The 20,163-nt window shown below is 72.0% G+C and carries 14 protein-coding genes and 1 pseudogene; 5 read left to right on the forward strand and 10 right to left on the reverse strand.

What is annotated here, in order from left to right; all coding sequences use genetic code 11:
• Positions 1 to 10 precede the first annotated feature (10 nt).
• The 4 genes from OG711_RS35820 to OG711_RS35835 all read right to left on the reverse strand — a co-directional run bounded on the left by OG711_RS35820 (position 11) and on the right by OG711_RS35835 (position 5,775).
• Complete coding sequence (locus OG711_RS35820) at positions 11 to 1,840, reverse strand: ABC transporter permease (RefSeq protein ID WP_329562877.1); 1,830 nt, start codon at positions 1,838 to 1,840, stop codon at positions 11 to 13.
• Positions 1,837 to 2,919 (reverse strand): ABC transporter ATP-binding protein, encoded by a 1,083-nt coding sequence (locus OG711_RS35825; protein ID WP_329562879.1) that lies wholly within the window; start codon positions 2,917 to 2,919, stop codon positions 1,837 to 1,839. The genes OG711_RS35820 and OG711_RS35825 overlap by 4 nt, the downstream gene beginning before the upstream one ends.
• A 152-nt stretch (positions 2,920 to 3,071) precedes the next feature.
• Positions 3,072 to 4,133: an extracellular solute-binding protein gene (locus OG711_RS35830; protein ID WP_329562881.1), complete on the reverse strand. Its 1,062-nt coding sequence runs from the start codon at positions 4,131 to 4,133 to the stop codon at positions 3,072 to 3,074.
• 283 nt (positions 4,134 to 4,416) lie between these two features.
• Positions 4,417 to 5,775 (reverse strand): MFS transporter, encoded by a 1,359-nt coding sequence (locus OG711_RS35835; protein WP_329562883.1) that lies wholly within the window; start codon positions 5,773 to 5,775, stop codon positions 4,417 to 4,419.
• Between the two features lie 196 nt (positions 5,776 to 5,971).
• On the opposite strand from OG711_RS35835, the gene OG711_RS35840 reads away from it, so the two are divergent.
• Both OG711_RS35840 and OG711_RS35845 read left to right on the forward strand, forming a co-directional pair.
• Positions 5,972 to 6,943, forward strand: a complete 972-nt coding sequence (locus OG711_RS35840) for a sugar-binding transcriptional regulator (RefSeq protein WP_329562885.1) — start codon at positions 5,972 to 5,974, stop codon at positions 6,941 to 6,943.
• A 55-nt stretch (positions 6,944 to 6,998) separates the two neighbouring features.
• Positions 6,999 to 7,634, forward strand: a complete 636-nt coding sequence (locus OG711_RS35845) for a class II aldolase/adducin family protein (RefSeq protein WP_073788692.1) — start codon at positions 6,999 to 7,001, stop codon at positions 7,632 to 7,634.
• An 873-nt stretch (positions 7,635 to 8,507) separates the two neighbouring features.
• Here OG711_RS35845 and OG711_RS35850 read toward each other — a convergent pair.
• From OG711_RS35850 to OG711_RS35860, 3 genes are all read right to left on the reverse strand, one after another.
• Complete coding sequence (locus tag OG711_RS35850; RefSeq protein WP_329562887.1) at positions 8,508 to 9,518, reverse strand: NAD(P)-dependent oxidoreductase; 1,011 nt, start codon at positions 9,516 to 9,518, stop codon at positions 8,508 to 8,510.
• Positions 9,515 to 11,089: an FGGY-family carbohydrate kinase gene (locus OG711_RS35855; RefSeq protein WP_329562889.1), complete on the reverse strand. Its 1,575-nt coding sequence runs from the start codon at positions 11,087 to 11,089 to the stop codon at positions 9,515 to 9,517. The genes OG711_RS35850 and OG711_RS35855 overlap by 4 nt, the downstream gene beginning before the upstream one ends.
• Positions 11,090 to 11,470: 381 nt before the next feature.
• A complete protein-coding gene (locus OG711_RS35860) occupies positions 11,471 to 12,139 on the reverse strand; it encodes a hypothetical protein (RefSeq protein WP_329562891.1) in 669 nt (222 codons plus the stop codon).
• Positions 12,140 to 12,548: 409 nt separating this feature from the next.
• On the opposite strand from OG711_RS35860, the pseudogene OG711_RS35865 reads away from it, so the two are divergent.
• Together OG711_RS35865 and OG711_RS35870 are read left to right on the forward strand one after the other, a co-directional pair.
• A pseudogene (locus OG711_RS35865) lies at positions 12,549 to 12,890 on the forward strand (SpvB/TcaC N-terminal domain-containing protein); the annotation flags it as partial.
• 151 nt (positions 12,891 to 13,041) lie between these two features.
• Positions 13,042 to 13,554 (forward strand): hypothetical protein, encoded by a 513-nt coding sequence (locus OG711_RS35870; protein ID WP_329562893.1) that lies wholly within the window; start codon positions 13,042 to 13,044, stop codon positions 13,552 to 13,554.
• Here OG711_RS35870 and OG711_RS35875 read toward each other — a convergent pair.
• Together OG711_RS35875 and OG711_RS35880 are read right to left on the reverse strand one after the other, a co-directional pair.
• Positions 13,500 to 15,011: an LLM class flavin-dependent oxidoreductase gene (locus OG711_RS35875; RefSeq protein WP_323181452.1), complete on the reverse strand. Its 1,512-nt coding sequence runs from the start codon at positions 15,009 to 15,011 to the stop codon at positions 13,500 to 13,502. The two genes, OG711_RS35870 and OG711_RS35875, sit on opposite strands and share 55 nt — an antisense overlap.
• Before the next feature lie 79 nt (positions 15,012 to 15,090).
• Positions 15,091 to 15,648 (reverse strand): MarR family winged helix-turn-helix transcriptional regulator, encoded by a 558-nt coding sequence (locus OG711_RS35880; RefSeq protein WP_079184650.1) that lies wholly within the window; start codon positions 15,646 to 15,648, stop codon positions 15,091 to 15,093.
• Between the two features lie 373 nt (positions 15,649 to 16,021).
• Between OG711_RS35880 and OG711_RS35885 the strand changes: the two genes are divergently transcribed.
• A complete protein-coding gene (locus OG711_RS35885) occupies positions 16,022 to 16,648 on the forward strand; it encodes a malonic semialdehyde reductase (RefSeq protein WP_073788678.1) in 627 nt (208 codons plus the stop codon).
• A 186-nt stretch (positions 16,649 to 16,834) separates the two neighbouring features.
• Here OG711_RS35885 and OG711_RS35890 read toward each other — a convergent pair whose 3' ends face one another.
• Entirely contained in the window at positions 16,835 to 20,143 is a 3,309-nt protein-coding gene (locus OG711_RS35890) for a S8 family peptidase (protein WP_329562897.1), read from the reverse strand.
• Positions 20,144 to 20,163 lie beyond the last annotated feature (20 nt).

Consider the following 20,163-nt stretch of genomic DNA (forward strand, 5'->3'; position numbering starts at 1 on the left):
GTTCCTTCCGTCAGCCGGTCGGGGCGGTCTGTGTGGTCCGGGCGGTGGGGGCGGTTCCCGCGGTGACGGTGTCGGGGAGCACCGCAACCGGCGGCCCGGTCCTCGTCCTGCCCCGGGTACGCAACCGTGAACGCCGCTCACCCGTACCGCTGTTGCGGCCGTACACGAACCACATCGCGAGGGTCGAGATCGCCATCAGCAGCACGGTGTAGACGAAGGTCAGGGCCGTGGCGTCGCTCGCGCCCTCGCCCCGGGTGGCGTTCTGGATCGCGATACCGAGGGGCTGGTGGAGCGGATGGGCGAGGAACACCGCGGTGTCGTAGTCGTCGAGCAGACCGGTGAAGTTCAGCGCGCTGACGGCCGCCGCCGCGGGGAGGACCAGTGGCAGCAGGACCCGGCGGTAGGTGTGCAGCGTACCGGCGCCGAGCAGGGTGGCCGCTTCCTCCAGCGAGGCGGGGATGCTCGCGTACGCGGCCTTGAGCATGCGCAGCGTGAACGGGATCTTGGCCGTGATGTACGCGACCGCCAGCAGCCCGACCGTCCCGGTCAGTACGGTCTCGCCCACCGGGAGCCTGGGCACGGAGTACGTGATGATCAGCCCGAGGGCCGTCAGCGTGCTGGGCAGCACCCAGGGGATGTGCAGCAGGTACTCGACGGTGATCGTGACGGCGTTGACGAACTTCTGGAGGACCCGGGCGACGAACAGCATCATGGCGATGACGACGGCCGCGGTCACCGCCGCGTAGCCGACGCTCACCACGAACGGCCGGTACGCGGCGGCGTCCGTCAGCACCCGCCGGTAGTTGTCGAGGGTGAAACCGCCGGCGCCGAGGTCACCGGACGCGATCGTCGCGGCGTCCGTGAACGAGAAGACCACGATCAGCAGCGGCGGGATCAGATAGACGAGGAAGAGGGCGTACGCGGCCAGATGAACGGCGCCGTTCGCCACGGGGTGGCCGATGCGCTGCTTCTTCAGCGCCGTCGGCACCTTCGACACCGAGAAGTAGGTGCCCCCGGCCTGGAGCCGGTTCAGCACGGCGAGCAGCAGCAGGGTGGCCAGCCCGAGGACCAGGGCGAGGGTGGCGGCGAGGTCACGGGAGCCGGGGTTGCCGGAGAACGTCAGGATCATCGGGGTGATCGTCTGGAACTCCCGGCCGCCGAGCACCTGCGGCGCCGCGAACGCCGCCAGCCCGCCGAGGAAGGTCAGCACGGTCACCGCGAACAGCGTCGGCTTGAGGACGGGCAGCACGATCGTGCGCAGGACGCGCCATGGGGAAGCGCCCAGTTGCTGCGCGGCCTCGATGGTCTGGTGGTCGATCCGGGCGAGGGCGGACGACAGGAACAGCATGTGATAGCCGGTACCGGTCAGGGTCATCACGACCACGACCGCGAGCATCCCCGAGAACCACGCCGGGTCCAGACCGGGGAACACCTGGAGGAGCAGACGTGTGACGAACCCGTTCTCCCCGTAGACGAAGGTGTAGCCCGAGACGGCGACGACACCGCCGTAGACCAGGGTCGTCGCGTACCCGAGCCGCAGCAGCCGGGCACCACGGACGGTGAAGTAGCGCGTGACGAGGACGATGAAGACGCCGAGGACGTTCACCGTGACGGTCAGGACGGCCGCCAGGACGAAGCTGTTGCGCAGCGAGTCCATCGCGCGCTCCGACGCCGTCAGCTTCTCGAACGCGCGGGTGCTGAACGCGCCCTGCGGTGCGAAGACCTCCTTCAGCATGACGGCGTTCGGGTAGATCATGAACGTGAACACGAACCACAGCAGCGCCACGCCGGTGACGACGACCAGCGGTGAGCGGAGCATGGCCCGCAGCGAGCGGCTCATGCCCAGGCCCCGGAGTCCGCGACCGGGGCGGAGTCCGCGACGGGGGCGGGGGCCGCGACGGGGACGGGGTAGCGCATCAGGGTCGCCGGGTCGAAGACCACATCGACCTCCTGCCCGGTCCGTATCAGCGGCCCGGCACCGTCCTGCACCACGGCCCGCAGACTGTCGTGCTCGGTCCGCAGCAGATACACGCTGTGCGTGCCGTGGTACGTACGCGAGGTGACGGTCCCACGCACGGCGATACCGTCGTACGGCTCCCCGTCCCTCGCGAGACCGACCTTCTCGATCCGGACATAGGTGGGATCGGCGGGGTCGAGCCGTGAGGCGCCCCGGGCGGCGAGGGTGCCCACCAGTTGGGGACCGAGCCGGTTCACCTCACCGATGAAGGTGCACACGAACTCGCTCGCGGACCGTTCGTAGATGTCCTCGGGCGTACCGACCTGCTCGATCCGGCCCTTGTCGATCACCGCGATCCGGTCGCTCATGGACAGGGCCTCGTCCTGGTCATGGGTGACGTAGACGGTCGTGATCCCGAACCGGCTCTGGAGCTCCTTGAGCTGGACGCGCAGCTGGCGGCGGAGTTTCGCGTCGAGGTTGGACAGCGGTTCGTCGAGCAGCAGCACCTTCGGCCGCATGACCAGGGCGCGGGCGATCGCCACGCGCTGCTGCTGGCCGCCGGAGAGTTCGGCGACCCCCTTGGCGAGCTGTTCCTGTGAGAGATCGACCTGTTCGGCGATCTCGTCCACGCGCCGGTCGGTCTCGTCCCTGGGCCGTCCGCGGGCGCGCAGTCCGAACGCGATGTTCTCGCGGACGCTCATACCGGGGAACAGCGCGTAGTTCTGGAAGACCATCCCGACCTCGCGCTTGCCGCTCGGGAGATGGGTGATCCTCCGGCCCGCGACACGGATGTCACCGGCACTGGGTTCTACGAACCCGGCGAGCGCGCGCAACGCCGTGCTCTTGCCACAGCCGGAGGGTCCGAGCAGGGTGAAGAACTCCCCTTCCCCGATATCGAGGGAGAAGGAGGGCAACGCCTCGAAGGTGCCGAACCGCACCGAGACATCGTCAAAGCTGATCATGTCGATCCTTGGGCCGAGTGGGGCCGAGTGGGGCCGAGTGGGGCCGAGTGGGGCTGACCGGGCCTGAGTGGGGTTGTTGCGTGCCCGTGAGGAGTGCGGGGCGGCCGTCGTGCCTCGGTGGGCCGGGCGACCGCTCCAGGTGCGGGGCCGGGTCAGTTGGGCAGGTACTCCAGCTCGATCTTCTCGGTCCACCGGTCGAGCCGGGCGGCCACGAACGTCCAGTCGATGTCCTGCTCGGTGAAGGAGTCGGTCTCCTCGACGGCTCCGGCGTCCGCCTTCGCGAGCGCGCCCTTGTTGGCCGGGGCGGTGTGGAACTCCCGGGACCAGGCGGCCTGTACCTCCGCGCCGCCGAACCAGTCGATGAACTTCTTCGCCGCCCCGGCCTTCTTCGTACCGTTCACCAGCCCGATCTGCTGGACGACCATCGGAACGCCGGTCTCCGGCCGGACCGCCTCGGTCCGGATCTTGTACTGCTCCTCACGGGTGGCCTTCCCGGAGAGCCACATCTGGCCCGCGGTGACCTTGCCGTCGGCCATCCGCGCGTACAGGTCGGTGTTCGTCACCGAGGGCACACCGTGCTCGAAGTACGACTCGACGGCGTCCCAACCGGCCTGGCCGACCCCGAGGTCGCCCTGGTCGTCGCGGTGTCTGCTGAGGATGCCGGACAGCACCATCTGGGTGGTGGCGCCGCCGAGTTCGGTGGGGACCTCGTACTTCTTCCGGAACTCCTCCTTGGTCCACAGATCGGGCCAGTCGGCGGGCGCCTGACCCTTCTCCGGATAGGCGGCCTTGTCGTGGACGAGCATGACCGGCTCACGGACGATGGGCCAGAACCGCTTGCCGGTCGCGTCGCCCAGCGCGGCATCGACCTGATCGGCCCAGGCGGGGGTGTAGGCGCCGAGGACCTCCGCCTCCTTGAGCTTCTCGAAGTAGACGTTGTTCAGTCCGAAGGTGACGTCGGCCACCGGGTTCGCCTTCTCGGCGAGCAGCCGGTTCTGGACGTCACCGCCACCGAGGTCGACCACCTGGAGCGAGTGGCCCGCCTTGCCCGCCTCCTTCTTGAGCCAGTCGCCGCGCCCGTCGGACACGGAGTTGCTGTAGACGACGAGGGTCTCCGGGTCATCCGAGCCGCTCCCCCCGGACGGCGAGCCGCATCCGGCGGCGAGGGTCGCGGTGAGGAGCGTGGCCACGGCGGCCGTGAGGGTCCTGCGCATCGGTTCGTTCCGTTCCGGCCCTGGTCGCGCTGCGCGCCGGGCCCCTTCGGCAGATGGATGAACGCGCGTTCATCCACACTGAACGCGCGTTCATGGACCGAGGGGCGGCCGGCAGATGAATGACCGGCGTCCGAGCGCCGAAGGTCCGCCGCCGGGCGGTCGGGTAGGGGCGAGACCGGACGGGTACGGGCGGTCACACAGTGGGAGCCGGGGACCGGTACGACCGGTCCCCGGCTCCCGGGGATGTCATCCGCGCCGGTTCGTGCGTCCGGCGGCGCGGGACTCAGTCGGCCCGCCGCGCTCCCACCGCCACCTTGGTGGGCGGCGGAGCGGCGGTGTCCGTCGCGGACGGCTCCGGCGCGCTTCCCGGGGACGGGTCCTCGACGGTCCCCGGTTCCTTGAGGAAGAAGGTCAGCCCGAGGCCGACCAGATAGATGGAGGCGATCACCCACACCGTGCCCTCGATACCGATCGGCCCGACCAGCCCGGCGATGGCCGATCCGGCGAACTGGCTCAGTCCGGCGCCCAGGTTCAGGATGGCGACCGAGGCGGCGATATGACGCGGGGCGAGCATCGGCATGATCGCCGACAGCGGGACGAACGCGCCGAGCGCCAGTCCGTAGACGATGGCCACGGCCAGGGTGATGCCGAAGCTCGGCCCGACCGCCTCGGGCACGTAGTACAGCGCGAGCACGGTCACGAAACAGCCGAGTCCGCCGGCCCAGGCGACGGTGTTGACGCTGCCGATCCACCCGGCGACGTACCCGGACAGCAGATTGGCCGCCACATTGGCCAGCAGCATGGTGCCCCAGATGGTCTGCCACTGCGCCGTGGAGAAACCGACGTCGTTGACCATATGGGAGGTCAGGAACACCACGAAGGCGTAGAACGAGAGGGTGTTGATCATTCGGACCACACCTCCGACGCCCACCCGGGGATGTGTCCTGACGATGGTGAGCGCGCCGAACATCTTGGCGACGGACTCCTTGGTGGAGTCCGGGGGAGCGGTCGTGACACGGGCCCGGACCAGGAAGATCACCAGCAGACCACCGGCGGCGACGAAGGCGAGGGAGAGCCACAGGGTCGCCATCTCGCCGATCACGGGGATGACCGCCCCCGCGAAGTAGGAGCTGATCACGCCGAGGCCCATGGTGGAGGCGAACCAGTACCAGCCGACCGCGCGGTTGAGCTTGTCGCCCGGGGTCTCCATCGCGATCCAGACGAGGAAGCCGTACGCGAAGAAGGGGTAACCCAGTCCGCGGATACCGAAGGTGAGGAGCATCAGCGGGTAGTTCCCGGCCGCGACACCGACGGTCAGGAAGAGGACCTCGAAGACGGCCCAGATACCGAGGCCCAGCAGCATCACCCGGCGCGGCCCCCACGCCTCGGCGAGCGCGCCGGAGAGCCAGGCCGCGACGGCGACGACGAAGCCGTACACCGTCCAGAGCAGGGCGACCTCGCTGCCGGAGAGCCCGCGCGACTCCAGGTAGGGCGAGAGGAACCCGACTTCGATGCCGTCGCCGACCATGAACAGCATCACGGCGAGGAAGCCGAAGGCGAGCGGCCGGACGATCCCCTGCCGTTCGAGGAATCCGGGGCGGGGCACGGCCGGGCCGGCCGTGGGATGGGGCGAGGTGGGCATGTGTCCTCCGGCGTACACAACAGACGCGTGAACATCTGATCAATAATCGAACCAAAGTGCATGTAATATGAGTGGCACCCCTGCGGCTGTCAAGCCTCGGGCGGGTTCCCCGTACGGGGTGACGCGGCAGCCGCTGTGCTGGTCAGCGGCCCCCTGACCGGCGGAAGCGGCAGAGCAGGCTCCGAACGGAGGATCGATGGAGAGAGCGACCGGTCAGAAGAGACCACCGCTGGGCAAGATCGCGCGGCTGTACTACGAGCACGGACTGACCCACCAGGAGATCGCCGACCTGTGCGGGCTCTCCCGGATCAAGGTCACCCGGCTGCTGGCGGAGGCCCGCCGGGTCGGCATCGTGGAGATCACGGTGCACAGCGACGACCATCTGTTCGTGGGCCTGGAATCGGCCCTGGGCAGCGCCTACGCCCTGCGGCAGGCATGGGTGGGCCCGGCCTTCGATGACGAGAGCCGGGCCGCCCACTCCCTGGGGGCACTGGCCGCGGACTGCGTCAGCGCCTTCCTCGACGAGGGCACCACCATCGCGGTCGGCCTGTCGGGATCGGTCGCCACGATCCCCGAACATCTGCGGCCCTCGTCCGCCCCGGACGTCAACTTCGTCCCGCTCACCGGGAGCAAGGGCGGTATCTCCCGGGCCGCCAGCTCCCATGAACTCGCCCTCGCCTTCGCCGCCGCCGCGGGCGGGCACGCCTACCACCTCCCCGCCCCGCTGCTGGCCCGCTCCGCCGAGGCCGCCCGGGTGTGGCGCGAGGACCCGGCCGTCCAGGAAACCCTGGAACGCGCGGTCTCGGCGGACGCGCTGATCGCCGGGATCGGCGGGACGACCGCCGACGCCGGTCTGCTCGTCCAGGGCCTGACCGCCACCGAGCTCGCGGGCATCCGCGCGCGCGGCGCGGTGGGGGATATCTCCGGCCGCTTCTTCGACGCGGACGGCGCCGCCGTGCCGGGCGAGGTGGACGAACGGCTCATCGGACTGAGCCTGGAGCAGCTGCGGGCGGTACCCGTCCGGATCGGGGTCGCCCGGGGGGCGGCCAAACGCCAGGCCCTGGAGGTGGCGCTGCGCCAGGGCCTCATCAATGTCCTGGTGACCGACGCCGCCACCGCGGAGGAACTGCTGGCAGCCGCCGGCGTGGCGCCGAACGCGCCGTCATGAACACCCCGAGCGGCCGGACCGTCCGACGGCCCGCCGCCGTACGAAAGGACATGATGTGAAGCCGGTTCATACCCGCGAGGACCTGTGCGAGCGGCTGGCCGAGGTCGGCCGGATCGCCGTGGAACGCGGACTGGTGCTCGCCAGCGGGGGAAACCTGTCGGCGCGGCTGCCCGGCGGCGACGAGTTCGTCGTCACCGGCGCGGGCACCTGGCTCGACCGCCTGGAGGAGGCGGACTTCACCGTGATGACGCTCGCCGGGGAACGGACGGGTGGCGCGGCGAAGCCGTCCAGCGAGTGGAAGCTGCACCAGCGCACGTACCAGGTGCGCCCGGACGTCAACTGCGTGGTGCATCTGCACCCCCAGCACGCGGTCCTCCTCGACGCGGTCGGCGCGCCGATCCGGCTGATCAGCCTCGACCACGCCTACTACGTCCGCTCCGTCGGTACGGTGCCGTACCACCCCAACGGCTCCGACGAACTCGCCGAGGCCGCGGCCGAGCAGGCGCTGCGCCACGACTGCATGGTGCTCTCCCACCACGGGTGTTCCTCGCTCGGTGCGGACATCGGGATGGCCTTCCGGCGGGCGATGAATCTGGAGGAGGCCGCGGTGGCCACGTATCGTGCTCTCGCCCTGGGCGATACCACGGCGGCGTTCCCGTCCGAGGCCCTGGCGTCCCTCCACCACGCCTGACCCACCCCCCACCCCAACGGTGCCCCACGGGTCGCCTGTGCTGGGCCCACTTGTCCCCGTGCGGGCCGCCCGTGGGGTGCGCAGTTCCCCGCAGGTCGCCTTCGCTCGCGCCCCCTAGGTTGCCTGTGCTGGGCCCACTTGTCCCTGTGCGGGTTGCTCGTGGGTGCGCAGTTCCCCGCGCCCCTGGATGCTGCCCCCTTGCGGTCGCTACTTGGGTGCGGGCCGTCCTCGTTTTGCGCAGTTCCCCGCGCCCCTGAGGTCGCGCCCCTTGCGGTTCCCGTTGGGGTGCGGGTGGTCCTTGGTTGCTCGCGCAGTTCCCCGCGCCCCTGAAGGGGCGCCCACCTGGGGCTGTCCGTCAGGTGCGGGCCTTCGCTCGCGGAACCCCTCTCCTCCCGCGGTCGCGCTGCTGCGGGAGGGGGTGGGCGGGAATCTCTGCCCGCAGACTCCGATGCTCTTCAGTAGCTCCGCTGGACGTCGTACCGAGCGCGTTGGAGCGAGGACGGAGAATCCCGACCGGCACCGACCCGAAGAACCGACCGGATGCGCCCCAAAGGGGCGCGGGGAACTGCGCGAAAACGACGAGCGACGGCACAGGGAACAAGCGCGCCCACCCGGACAGACCTGGGAAGCGCAAGCGAAGGCGACCCGCGGGGAACTGCGCACCCGACGAGCGACGGCACAGAACCGAAGTGCGTCCCGCCGGACAGACCTCGGAAGCGCAAGCGAAGGCGACCCGCGGGGAACCGCGCGAACCCCCCGAACGACGGCACAGGAACGAAGCGCGCCCAGCACAGGGACCCCAAGGGCGCGCCCAGGCAAAAGGGGACGCCCCCGAGCGAAAACCCGGGGGCGCAACCAAAGACGGCCGACCCGTCAAACCGCGGCGAGCGGCCCTGCGTTGGCCACCGCCGCAGGCTCCTCCCCGACGGCCCAGGCACGCAACGCACGCTCCGCGATCCGCGAGTGCTCCGTGACCACATCGTCGGACGCGCCACCGATATGCGGAGTGAGCGTGACATTGTCGAGCCGGAACAGCTCGGAGTCGGCCGGCGGCGGCTCGGTCCAGAAGACATCCAGACCGGCCCCCCCGATCCGCTTCTCGCGCAACGCGGCCATCAGGGCCTCCTCGTCCACCACGGCCGCCCGTCCCGCGTTGACGAGATAGGCGTCGGGACGCATCAGGGCGATCTCCCGCGCCCCGACGAGCCCCACCGTCGAGTCGTTGAGCGGCACATGCACGGTGATGACGTCGGACCGGCCCATGAGGTCGTCGAGGCCGACGATCTCCGCGTCGTCACCGAGGGCGCCCGGCGCGAGGAACGGGTCGTGGACGAGGACGTTCATACCGAACCCCAGGGCGCGGCGCATCACCCGGCGCCCGATGGCACCCCCGCCGAGGATGCCCAGTGTGCGCCCGCCGAGACCGATCCCCCGGAAGCGGGCGTACGGCTCGAAGACATCGTCCGCGCGCCAGTTCCCGTCCCGCATCCACCGCTCCGCGGCCCCCGTGCGGCGGACGGCGGACAGGATGAGCGTGAAGGCGAGATCGGCGGTGATCTCGGCGTTGCGCGCCGGGGTGGTGGCCACCGGTATGCCCCGGCGGGTACAGGCGGGCAGATCGACGTTGACGGGGCTGGCCCGGCAGGTGACGACGAACTTCAGCGCGGGCGCCGCGTCGAGCGCCGCCTGGTCGACCTGGTCGACCTCGCAGACCACCGCGTCGGCCACCGCCAGTCGGTCGGCGAGCTGCGGCCGGGCGAGGGAAGCGCCCTCCATGGAGGGTTCCACCGTCTCGACTTCGAACAGTTCCGCCAGCCGTGCGGCGGCGGCCGGGTCGAACGGCGCGGTGATGAGCAGCCGCGGACGCGGCGACGCGTGGGTCACAGGGATTCCAATCCATCGGCGGCGGGCGCCGACTCCGTGGTGGGGGACGGGGAGGACGGAGCCCCGGTGAGGCTCCGCAGATCACGCAGGGAGGGCCAGACGGGACGCAGCGCGTCCCTGGCGGCGGCGAAGGCGCGCGCCTGCCGGTCGTGCAGATCCCGTACGGCGGGGTCGGGACGGAAGGTGAGGGTGGCGGCGGGCCGGCCCAGGGCGGCGAGCGCGCTGTCGAGATCGGCGGCCGCCCCGCCCGCGACCAGGGCCAGCGCGGCCACCCCGCGGGCTCCCAGCTCGGGTGCGGTGGAGCGTTCCACTGGCCGTCCTGTGACATCGGCCAGTACCTGGCACAGCAGGTCCGACGAGGCCGATCCGCCCGCGATCCGCAGCGTCCGGCCCGTCACCGGTTCCCCGAGGCACTCGCGCAAGGTGAGGGCGATCCCCTCGTAGACGGCGCGCAGCAGTTGCCCCGGGGTCGTCAGGACGCTCATCCCCACCCAGGCGGCGGAGGCCGCCGGGTCGACGAACGGGGCGCGTTCCCCCTGGGGCGAACCGTAGGGGAGATAGAGGACACCGCCCGCCCCCGGTCCGGCCGCTCGGGCCAGCCGCTCCAGGTCCGGCCAGCCGCTGCCCTCCGGGCCGGTCACCGTACGGACCCAGTCGAGGTTGGGCGCGCCCGCCATCGGGGCCAGGCATTCGAGGACGCTGCCCAGCCCGGTCGCCAGGGTGATGCGCCCTTCGGGGCCGGGGCCCCGGCCGTCCTGCCGTACCCGCGCCGCGAAGGCCGTGGTGCCGACGATCAGATAGGCGTCGCCCGGCCGGACCGCGCCGAGTCCGACCCCGCCCGCGACGGCGTCGACCAGGCCGACGACCACGGGAACGCCCTCGGGCAGCCCGGTGGCACGCGCGGCCGGTGCGCCGACCGTGCCCGCCGCCTCGTGCGGCGGCCGAACGGGGGCGAGCAGATGACGGAAGCGCTGGTGTCCCAGCCCCTCCAGCAGGGCGTCGGAGTAGGTGCCGGTGGTGACGTCGAGATAGGTGCGGGAGGCGTCGGACGCGTCGGTGGCGATCTCCCCGGTCAGCCGGAAGCGAATCCAGTCCTTGCAGTTCAGCTGGTGCGCGGCCCGGTCCAGCCGCTCGGGGTGGTCGGCCTCCAGCTGCTCCAGCAGCACCGGTAGCGCGCCGGGGAACAGGGACGAGCCGGTGATGTCGCGTACGAGGTCGCCGCGGCCGTCCCGCTCCCACGCGGTGACCCGGGCGGCGGCCGTGCCGTCCATCCAGATCGTCGCGGGACCGCACGGGCGCCCCGTCTCGTCCACCAGCCAGGCTCCGTCGCCCTGACCGGTCACACCGACCGCGACGATCTCGACACCGTCACCGGCGTCCCGGACCGCGGCCCGCACGGTGTCACCGACCGCGGACCAGATCTCGTCCATGTCCTGCTCCACCCGGTCACCGTGGTGCGTGACCCGCAGCGGCGCCCGGGACCAGCCGAGCTGTTCGCCGTCCCGGGCCAGGACAACGGCCTTGACCGCGGTGGTGCCGGCGTCGATGCCGACCACTGCCTGCCGAGTCACTGATGAACCTCCCACAACCGAAAAATGAACATTGGTTCATCGAACGATCCAAAGTGCAGCAAATTTAGGCGTGTATCGGGCAGCCGTCAACCGATCCCGGGTGGCTGCTGGAGGCAGTGCGCGGCGAGGGTCCCGGGTTCCGCCGGGGGCGACGGCCCAGCAGGGGGACGCGCGGGCGGCTGCCCTGAACCGCAGGTCACGGTCGTACCGGCACGGGGACATGCGGGCCGGTCCCGCTGAACCTCCGCCCCCTCTGAACCGCACTCACTCACCTCGGCGGTCCAGGCCACCGACCCTGTCCCGGACCGCCGACCCTGGACCGCACCCGGACCTGAACGTCGGGGGACAGGCCGAGCCGGGCGGGGTGGCTACGATCGCGGGTCAACTCCCTCCGGGTGAGAGCCCTTTCTCGTATCCGGCCGCCGGTGCGGTGAACACCCCGTACAGGTCGTTCCTCGTGAACGCCGGGTCGCCGATGACCTCACGGGGCAGGGTCAGTCCGTAATGAAGCCCGAACAGCCGGTACACCTCGGCCATGGGTGGGATGTACAGGCTGCATTCGTCGGGGTCGTCCGGGTAGTCGGGGTCGGGTACGGCGCGGTCGAGCCCGATCTCGGCCGTCATCCGTACGGTGAGCGGGTGATCGGGCCTGACCTGCTCGTGAACCGAGCCTTCGCAGTACGACCAGTCCCACACCCCGTCCACGAAGGCCCTGACCGTCGGCGGGTCCATCTTGGTGTCGGAGACCTGTATCCAGGTACGGCCCTCCCACAGCGGGCGCAGATGGTCCCGGTCGGCCCGGTGCGGGCCGTCCCCGGTCTCGAAGGCGAACGCCCACCCCGCCCGGGCGCCCAGCCGGGCGAGGTCGGGCAGCCGCCATGCCGTTCCGGCGGCCGCCACCAGGGCGTTGAAGGCAGGCGGGTCCATCACGGTGCCCGGCCTGCCGCCCAGCATCACCGCCAGTTCCTCGACCCCGGCGTCCCTCACCGCGATCAGCTCGAAGCTTTGTTCGCGGAGGGCGTCCTGTATCCATGAGAGTCCATCGGTCATGATCCGCAACGTAGCGGGCGCCACTGACACCCCGAACCCGCCGTGCGGGCAAGGCACTTGGGCCCGCACCGGCACCGGACCCCGTTCCCCGGATCGCGCCCGCTCTCCCCTTATTCACTCGTCAGTGCGCATTCCTGTTCCCGTGCTTGCCCGCCGGGGCACGCGTGCGCGGTAATGGCCCTGTCCCGTAAGGGGCACAGAACGCGATGTGTTCTGGGAGGCGGTGTCCATGGACTCTCCCGATCTGCCGGCCGGTGCGCTTCCCGGCGCGCGCGACACGAGGGAAGACCCGGGCCCTTCACCGGCCGGGACGCCCCCGGCGCCCGGCGGTGCGGAGCGCGGCGATCTCACGGCCCCCTTCAAGGCGCCCGTGATCAGTCTGCCCAAGGGCGGTGGCGCGGTCCGGGGGATGGGGGAGAAGCTCTCGGTGAGCCCCGCGACGGGCACCGCCACCCTCACCGTCCCGCTGCCGCTGAGCCCGGGACGCGGGGACTCCACCCCGCGACTGCGCCTCACCTACGACACCGGGGCCGGGAACGGCCCCTTCGGTATCGGCTGGAGTCTCGATCTGCCCGCCGTGACCCGCCGGACCGACAAGGGCGTACCGGCCTACGACGACGACTCCGGTGACACGGACGTGTTCCTCCTGTCGGGCGCCGAGGACCTGGTGCCGTGTCTCGACGCCGACAGCCGTCCGCCGCGGCGGCCCCGGACGGTCGCCGGGGTCACCTACGACATCACCCGCTACCGGCCCCGGACCGCCGTGGGACGAACACCGTCGACCCCGACTCGCTCTCCGATGTGTTCTGCACCTCAACTACACGGCACGCGAGGGAGGGGAACCGCTGCGCGGGGCGGCCGCCGACGCCGCCCGCGGCCGACTGCCCGGCGACGGACGCCGGTTGCTCGACGTCCGGCGCGATCTGCCCGACGCCTGGGCGGCGCTGACCCGGCGCGGCGGGGAACGCCGCGAGCTGGAACTCGCCCTCACCCCGGCGATGTTCCCGCTCGTACCGGCCCGCCGTGTCACCCATGTGGACCGGATCGGTGTGCTTGTCGAGGCGGCGGGTGCCCGGCCGGGCGCCTGGATCGAGCTGGTCTTCCGGCCCGCGCCGCACTCCTGCGCGGGTCCCTGCGCCTGTGCACGGATCACGGTGCGCTGTGTCGCGGGCGGCACCTACCCGGGCCTGTTCCACGGCGAGGTGGAGCTGCCCGGCCCGGCGCCGCTCGGGGCCCTCGGCCCGGGCGGGCCGACCCGTATCGGCACCTTCGAGTTCCCCGGGGAGCCGGACCGGGTCCGCGAGATCTTCCTGCTGCTCGACCACCGCGCCCGGCCCGACCGGGACTCCCGCGAGGAGGCTCAGACGTTGATGCGCAACCGGTCCAGCGGCTCCACCAACTCCTCCTCCTCGTAGTCGAGGTGGGAGGTCAGGATGCGGTCCAGTACCTGGGTCAGGTCCTGGACCTCACCCATCCGGCTGTCGTCCTGGACAAGGGTGACCAGCGCGGCGTCGAGCCGGGACAACGCCTCGGCGATGACCTCGTGCTCCTGCTCCAGCCGCTCGACGACAGGCCCGAGCGAGTCCTGCTTCTCGCGCAGCTCGGGGAACATGAACTGGTCCTCGATGGTGTGGTGCGTGGTGAGGGTACGGCTGTAGGCGGTGCAGAACGAACCGAGGGTCCAGTAGTTCTGCCGCAGGGTGAGACTGTTGATCATCGAGCGGGCCGACGCGGCGTCCTGCCGGCCCGCCGCCACCTGGGCCACCGCGTCACGGATCTGCCGCATCTCCTGGCGCAGATTGTCATGGATACGCACCAGCCGGGTGCCCGTGCCACCGGGGTGGCCCGCTGTCGCGGGCCGCTTGGGCGCGCGCGGCCGGGTCGCCTCGCCGAGCGGGTCGGCGGACCACAGGTCGATGTGCTCGGGCGCCCGCGTCAGCTCCACCGCCGCGTCGTCGTCCGGGGTGGGGGAGGAGCCGCCCCGGGCGGCGCCCACGGCCTCCCGGACCAGGGGCGCCACCTCTTCGGCGAAGGTGCGCAGCTCGCGCTCGGGGTCCGCCCCGGAAGGGGCGAGGACGAATCCGCTCATCCCCTCGGTGAGCGCCAGCTCGGTCAGCTGCCGCGCCCACTGCTCGGGCGGCCCGTCGAGGAAGCCGTCCGAGGCGAGACGGGAGAAGCGTCCGGCGACGGTGTAGATACGCCGGACGGCCGCCGGGTCACGGCCCGCGGCGAGTGCGGCGTCGTCGATGGCGCGGCCCATGGCCGTCAGTTCGCCCGGCGGCGCGTACATCGACGAGGGCAGCCAGCCGTCCGCGAGCCGCCCGGTGAGTTCGAGCATGCGCCTCTTGTACGAGCCGACCCAGATACCGAGGGGATGCACCGGGAACGGGCCGGGGCGCGCACCCGCCAGGGAGTGGTGACGGCCCTCGAAGTCCACGCCGGGACCGGGCGTCCACATCGCGCGGATGACGGTGATCGCCTCCTCCAGCGCGTCCACCGCCTCACCCGGTGTGCGGCGGGGGCCGCCCAGCGAGGCGATGGCGTCCCAGAAGGCGCCCGCCCCGATGCCGAGTTCGGCCCGGCCGCCGCTGAGGATGTCCAGGGTGGCGGCCGAGCGGGCCAGCACGGCCGGCGGGCGCAGCGGCAGATTCGCGACATGCGGGAAGAGCGTCACGCGTTCGGTCCGGGCCGCGAGATGGGTCAGCAGGGTCCAGGTGTCGAGGAACGCGGGCTGGTAGGGGTGGTCCTGGACACCGAGCAGTTCCAGTCCGCTCCGGTCCGCGAGCGTGGCCAGCCGTACGAGGTCGTCGTGGCCTTCGGCCGTCGGCGTCAGGAACGCGCCGAACCGCAGGTCGTGTCCGTGGTCGGTCATGAGGATGTGGTGCTTTCCGTTGAGCGGACGGCCCCTTCGGGCGGCCGGGAGGGGAGGCCCGCCGGTCCGGCGCGGCCGTTCAGCAGGTGGTGGCGGAGTCGTCGAAGCCGACCGTGCGCCAGATGCCGCCGAGGGCCGTGAGGTCCTCCGGCGTGAGCTTGTCGAGGAACTCGGCCCGGAGGCTGCTGAGGTGCACCTTGCGGGCCCGGCGGTACGCCCTGGTCCCGGCCTCGGTGAGGACCGCGTCGAAGCCCCGGGCGTCGGTGGAGCACTTGCGCCGCTCGACGAAGCCCTGGCGTTCGAGGTCGTCCACGATGCGGGTGAGCCCGCTGCGGCTGATCAGCAGGGACGCGGCGAGCTCCTTCATCCGCAGATGGCGCCCGGGGGCCTCGGCGAGGGTGAGCAGCACCTCGAAGGAGGACATGGGAAGGCGCTCGGCCGTCATCAGCTCACGGTCGAGGGTGCGCAGGAGTCGCAGATGGGTGGAGAGGAGTCCGAGCCAGGCCGCCCGCTCGGCGCGGTTCAGCGGGCGGGCGGGCGAGCTGCCCGCCGGGGTGTCCGACGGGGTGTCCCGGCGCGGGCCGTCGACCTCGCGGGCCGTGGTCTCCCGCTCCTCGTGGGTGTTCCGCAGGCTCATGGCTCCTCCGAAAGGTTGGTTCCACAACGAATTATATCCGGAGTCCTTCCGGTGGGTGCGGGTCCGGTGGGGCAGTCGCCGGACCGGTGGTCCGATCGCGTCAGGCCGCCTATGTAGTTCGTTCTGCAACGAAGATAAGCGGGACTCCGGCCAGGGGTCAAGCGTCGCAGGTGGGGGGTGCTCTCCGGGGTCGGCGTCCAGGGGATTGCCTGTCCGAAGGCGGTGCGGGTGGTGTTATGGTTCGTTGCAGAACGAACTAGATTGCTGGCTGGTCACCCCATCGAGCTCCGGGTGACCGCCCCCGGGACGGACACCCGGCCCCGCCCGTTCCCGGGAATCGCCCCCACAGAGACCGGCAAAGGAAACCCTCACGATGAACACACCCCCGACGCCCGACCTGTACGAGGAACACCTCGTGCTCGCGGCCGAAGCGCGCCGTCTGCTGTTCACCGGCGCCCGCACCGCGAACTCCTTCACCGACGAGCCCGTCCCCGACGAGACCCTCCGGGCCATCTGGGAGCTCGCGAAGTGGCCACCGACCTCGGCCAACACCAACCCGCTGCGGGTCCTCTTCCTGCGCTCCGGCGACGCCCAGCGGCGGCTGATCCCGCATCTGGCGGAGGGCAACCGGGCCAAGAGCGTCTCGGCCCCCGTGATCGCCGTCCTCGCCTACGACACCCGGTACAGCGAGCACATCCCGCGGCTGCTGCCCTTCATGCCCGAGCTGAAGGAAGCCCTCGAATCGGACCCGGTGGGGCACCAGGAGCACGCGCGCTTCAACTCCGCTCTCCAGGCCGGCTACTTCCTGCTCTCGGTCCGTGCCGCCGGTCTGGCCGCGGGCCCGCTCGGCGGCTTCGACGCGGACGGCGTGGACGGCGAGTTCTTCCCCGACGGCCGGCTGAGGTCGTTCCTCGTCGTCAACATCGGCAAGCCCGGCGACAACCCCTGGTTCGAACGGCTGCCCCGCCTGGAGTACGAGGAGGCCGTCAGCTGCCTCTGAGCCCCGACGGACCCGGCGCGGGCCGGACGTGAGCGAGCGGCGCGGGTCCGCCGGGACCCGGTACGACGCGGGCCCGCCGGGACCCGGTACAAGGGGTCCCGGCGGGCCCACCGCCGTCAGCGCGCACCCGGCGTACCCGGTGCACCGGCGTACCCGCCGCACCCGCGGCACCCTGCGCCGTGACGCCTACCCGCCGAAGAAGGCGTCGTGCACGGTCACGCTCGCGGTGCCGCCCTGCTTGTCGGTCACCCGGGCACGCAGGGTGACCGACTCGCCCCTCGCCGGGTTCCGCACCGTCGCCCTGGCCCCGGTCACCGTGAGTTCCCGCCATGTCCGGCCGCCGTCGTACGAGGCGTGCGCGGTCAGCGACCTGACGTTGCCGTTCGCCGCGGCGCCGTGCACCTGGAGCGGAATCCGCTGGACGGCGCCCGCCGGGGCGGTGCTGTCCGGGCCGACCCGCGCACCGGAGAAGCGCACGGTCGAGATCGGCATCATCACCTCGTCGTCCGTCGGCGCCGCGGCCGCCCGGAACGTCCACGCGGCGTCGATCCGGCTGCTCACCCGGGCCGTCGCCGCGTCGCGCAGCACCGAGGTGGTGAGCGTGAACCGCCCGGCCTCCCGGCCGATCGGTACCGACCTCCCGCCGGTCAGCGCGTCGGGGATCTCGCCGATCCTCGTCCCGTTCCGGTACAGCGTCGTCCTGGCGGACCCGATGCCGGACGTTCCGGAGTGGCCCCGGCCGTCCGAGAACAGCGGAACCCGGGGGACCAGCTGATCGCCACGACGCGAGAAGCCCGACCCTTGGTCGAGCAGCGGACCGAAGACGGCGGTGTTGAACGTCTCCCGGTGGATCCTGCCCGCCCGGTAGGTCCTGGGCCCGGACTCCAGCACCGCCTCCGTCCGGTCACCGCCGCCCGGGTCGTCCCCGGTGAGCTGGCCGAAGCGGAAGCTCCATCGCACCCCGTCGCCCGTGGAGAGCCGCACCGTGCGGGTGTCGGGCAGTGGCCGCGCGACACCGAAGCCACGCATTCCCCAGAGACCGCCCGACAAGTGCGGGCTCGGCTCCAGAGTGGCCCGTTTGCCGTCGGCCGGAGCCCCGAGAGCCACCTTCACCGTGGCGAACTCCGCGGGCCTGAAGATGCGGCTGTATCCGGTGGCGAGCCGCTTCACCCGCCCGCCGGAAGCCGCGTGGTACTCGGTGCGGTCGGCTGCGCGCCAGAGCCCGTACCAGCCCTGGCGCAGCGACCCGTCCGTGACCGGCGGCCCGAGATGCGCGACGTTCAGCGTGGCGAACGACTCCCCGGGGTAGAACCCGCCGATGTCCTCGCCGGCCGACCCGGTCCGGGCGTACTCCATCCCTCCCGCGGCCTGCGGGGCCCCGGGATCGGGCCCGGTGATCCGCACCGGCCTGGCCCGGCGGGCGTCGAGCGTGACCGTGCGCGCCCTGTCGATCACCAGCTTGGGCTGCACCAGCGCGTCGAACCCCTTGGTGGGATCTGCGGGGTCGACCGGACCCCAGGCGTCGAGCACGTACTCGCCCCGGGTCAGCCGGACCACGGGATCACCGTCGGCGGACGACAGGAAGTGGTACCCCGGTTCGAGCGAGTCCACGGAGGACACGAGCGCCCCGAAGTCCCTGCTCGGCCTCCCGTCCCGGCCGATGGTCCTGAAGGTGATGTCGTACGACTCCACCTCGCGCTCGACCGACACGGTCGACCGGACGGTCAAACCGGCCCCGGACGCCGTGACCGTGGCCGCGAAGTGGCCGTCCTCGCCGCCCACCCGGGTGTCCGCGGTGACCTCGACGGAGGCGGTCCCCCCGGCCGGGACGGTGACCCGGTCCGCGCCCAGGGTGAAGAACCCGGCCGGTGCGGGTCTGTTCCCGGGACCGTGACCGGCCACCGCCAGATCGAGGACCGCGTCCGCCGGGCCGCTGTTGCGATAGGTCAGCTTCCCGGTGACCGGTGTGTCGTCGCCGTGCGGCCAGCGCTGCTCGCCCAGGCCGATCGATACCTGGGTCGGGGTCACGGTCTGGCCGAGTGCCCGGTCGACGGCGATCCGGCCGGTGCCCTGCTCATAGGCGGTGTGTCCGGTGTCCGCGGCGGACGAGGCGAGCGCGCCGCGCAGTTCCGCCGCGCGCCGGTCGGGATGCTTCTGCTTGAGCAGCGCGGCGGCCCCCGCCACATGCGGGGTCGCCATCGACGTACCCGAGATCGCGGTGTAGCCCGGGATGCTGCCGGGGGCCCCGGTGCCGGCGGCCGCGGCGGCGACGATGCCCACACCCGGCGCGGTCACATCGGGTTTGACCACACCCCCCGCGTACCGGGGGCCCCTGCTGGAGAACGGGGCGAGCCGGTCCGCGCGGTCGACCGCTCCGACGGTGAAGGCGGCGTCCGCGCTGCCCGGCGAGCCGATGACGTTCCGCCCCGCGTTGCCCGCCGCCACCACGAAGAGCACACCCGTCTCGGCCGTCGCCCTGTCGATATAGGCCTCCATCGGGTCGATCGCGGGATCGGCGTCGCCCGTGATGCTGAGATTGACGATGTCCGCGCCCTGCGCCACCGCCCACTCCATCCCCGCCAGGACGGCCGACTCGCTGCCGCCCCCGTTGTCCTCCAGCACCTTGCCGCTCAGGATCCCGGCCCGCGGCGCGACCCCCCGATGGGTGCCGTTCGACCGGGCCCCGCTGCCCGCGGCCGTGGACGCCACATGGGTGCCGTGACCGTTGCGGTCGGTGGTGTGCGGGGATGTGCTGAAGTTCCGCGCCGCGATCACCCGGCCCGACAGATCGGGGTGGTCCGCGTCGACACCGGTGTCGAGGACGGCGATCCGTACGCCCTGGCCCTCCCATCCGGACCGCCATGCCTGGGGCGCTCCGATCTGCCCGGTGCTCCGTTCCAGGGCGGCCTTGACCACGCCGTCCAGCCAGATCCGGCTGATCCCGGACGCCGTGGTCCGCGCCCCACCGCGACCGGCCTCGGTGAGGGTGTCCCACAGCCGCGGCGTGCCGGTCACCGCGTCCGCGTTCAGGGAACGCAGCGGCCGGTCGCGTTCCGTACCGTCGGCGGCCCGCACGGACCTCCGGGCATCCGGACCGGCGGCGCCCCCGTACTCCACGATCAGCCGCAGCCCGTCCCGGTGCGCCTTCCGGCTCTGCGCACCGCTCAGCCCGGTGACGTCGAACAGCCGTCGGTCCAGCCTGCCGTCCGCGATCAGCCGGCGCGCGTCCCGCGGCACCACATAGGTGCGACCGCGGTCGGTGTGGGTGTGCACGGGGACACCGGCCCGCCCTTCGGCGGGCTCGAATCCGGCGACCTCGCCCCGGGCGTCGACCCCGACCCGGTCACCGGTGATCAGCGTGACCCACACCGGGTCGTCGGACCTCTGCCGTGGTGCCGCCGCGTCCCCGTCGGGCGGCGGGGACGCGGCGGCGTTCGCGGCGACGGCCGTCCCGGCGACCAGCGCCATGGAGACCGCGACGGCGAACGCCGCCACCCCGGAACCCTGTTGTCTGT

Source organism: Streptomyces uncialis, assembly GCF_036250755.1.
GTDB lineage: Bacteria > Actinomycetota > Actinomycetes > Streptomycetales > Streptomycetaceae > Streptomyces > Streptomyces uncialis.

Bases quoted from the DNA above. Each gene is read 5' to 3' on its own strand.
- OG711_RS35820 (WP_329562877.1), bottom strand. From the start codon at position 1,840: ATGAGCCGCTCGCTGCGGGCCATGCTCCGCTCACCGCTGGTCGTCGTC.
- OG711_RS35825 (WP_329562879.1), bottom strand. From the start codon at position 2,919: ATGATCAGCTTTGACGATGTCTCGGTGCGGTTCGGCACCTTCGAGGCG.
- OG711_RS35830 (WP_329562881.1), bottom strand. From the start codon at position 4,133: ATGCGCAGGACCCTCACGGCCGCCGTGGCCACGCTCCTCACCGCGACC.
- OG711_RS35835 (WP_329562883.1), bottom strand. From the start codon at position 5,775: ATGCCCACCTCGCCCCATCCCACGGCCGGCCCGGCCGTGCCCCGCCCC.
- OG711_RS35840 (WP_329562885.1), top strand. From the start codon at position 5,972: ATGGAGAGAGCGACCGGTCAGAAGAGACCACCGCTGGGCAAGATCGCG.
- OG711_RS35860 (WP_329562891.1), bottom strand. From the start codon at position 12,139: ATGACCGATGGACTCTCATGGATACAGGACGCCCTCCGCGAACAAAGC.
- OG711_RS35875 (WP_323181452.1), bottom strand. From the start codon at position 15,011: ATGACCGACCACGGACACGACCTGCGGTTCGGCGCGTTCCTGACGCCG.
- OG711_RS35880 (WP_079184650.1), bottom strand. From the start codon at position 15,648: ATGAGCCTGCGGAACACCCACGAGGAGCGGGAGACCACGGCCCGCGAG.
- OG711_RS35885 (WP_073788678.1), top strand. From the start codon at position 16,022: ATGAACACACCCCCGACGCCCGACCTGTACGAGGAACACCTCGTGCTC.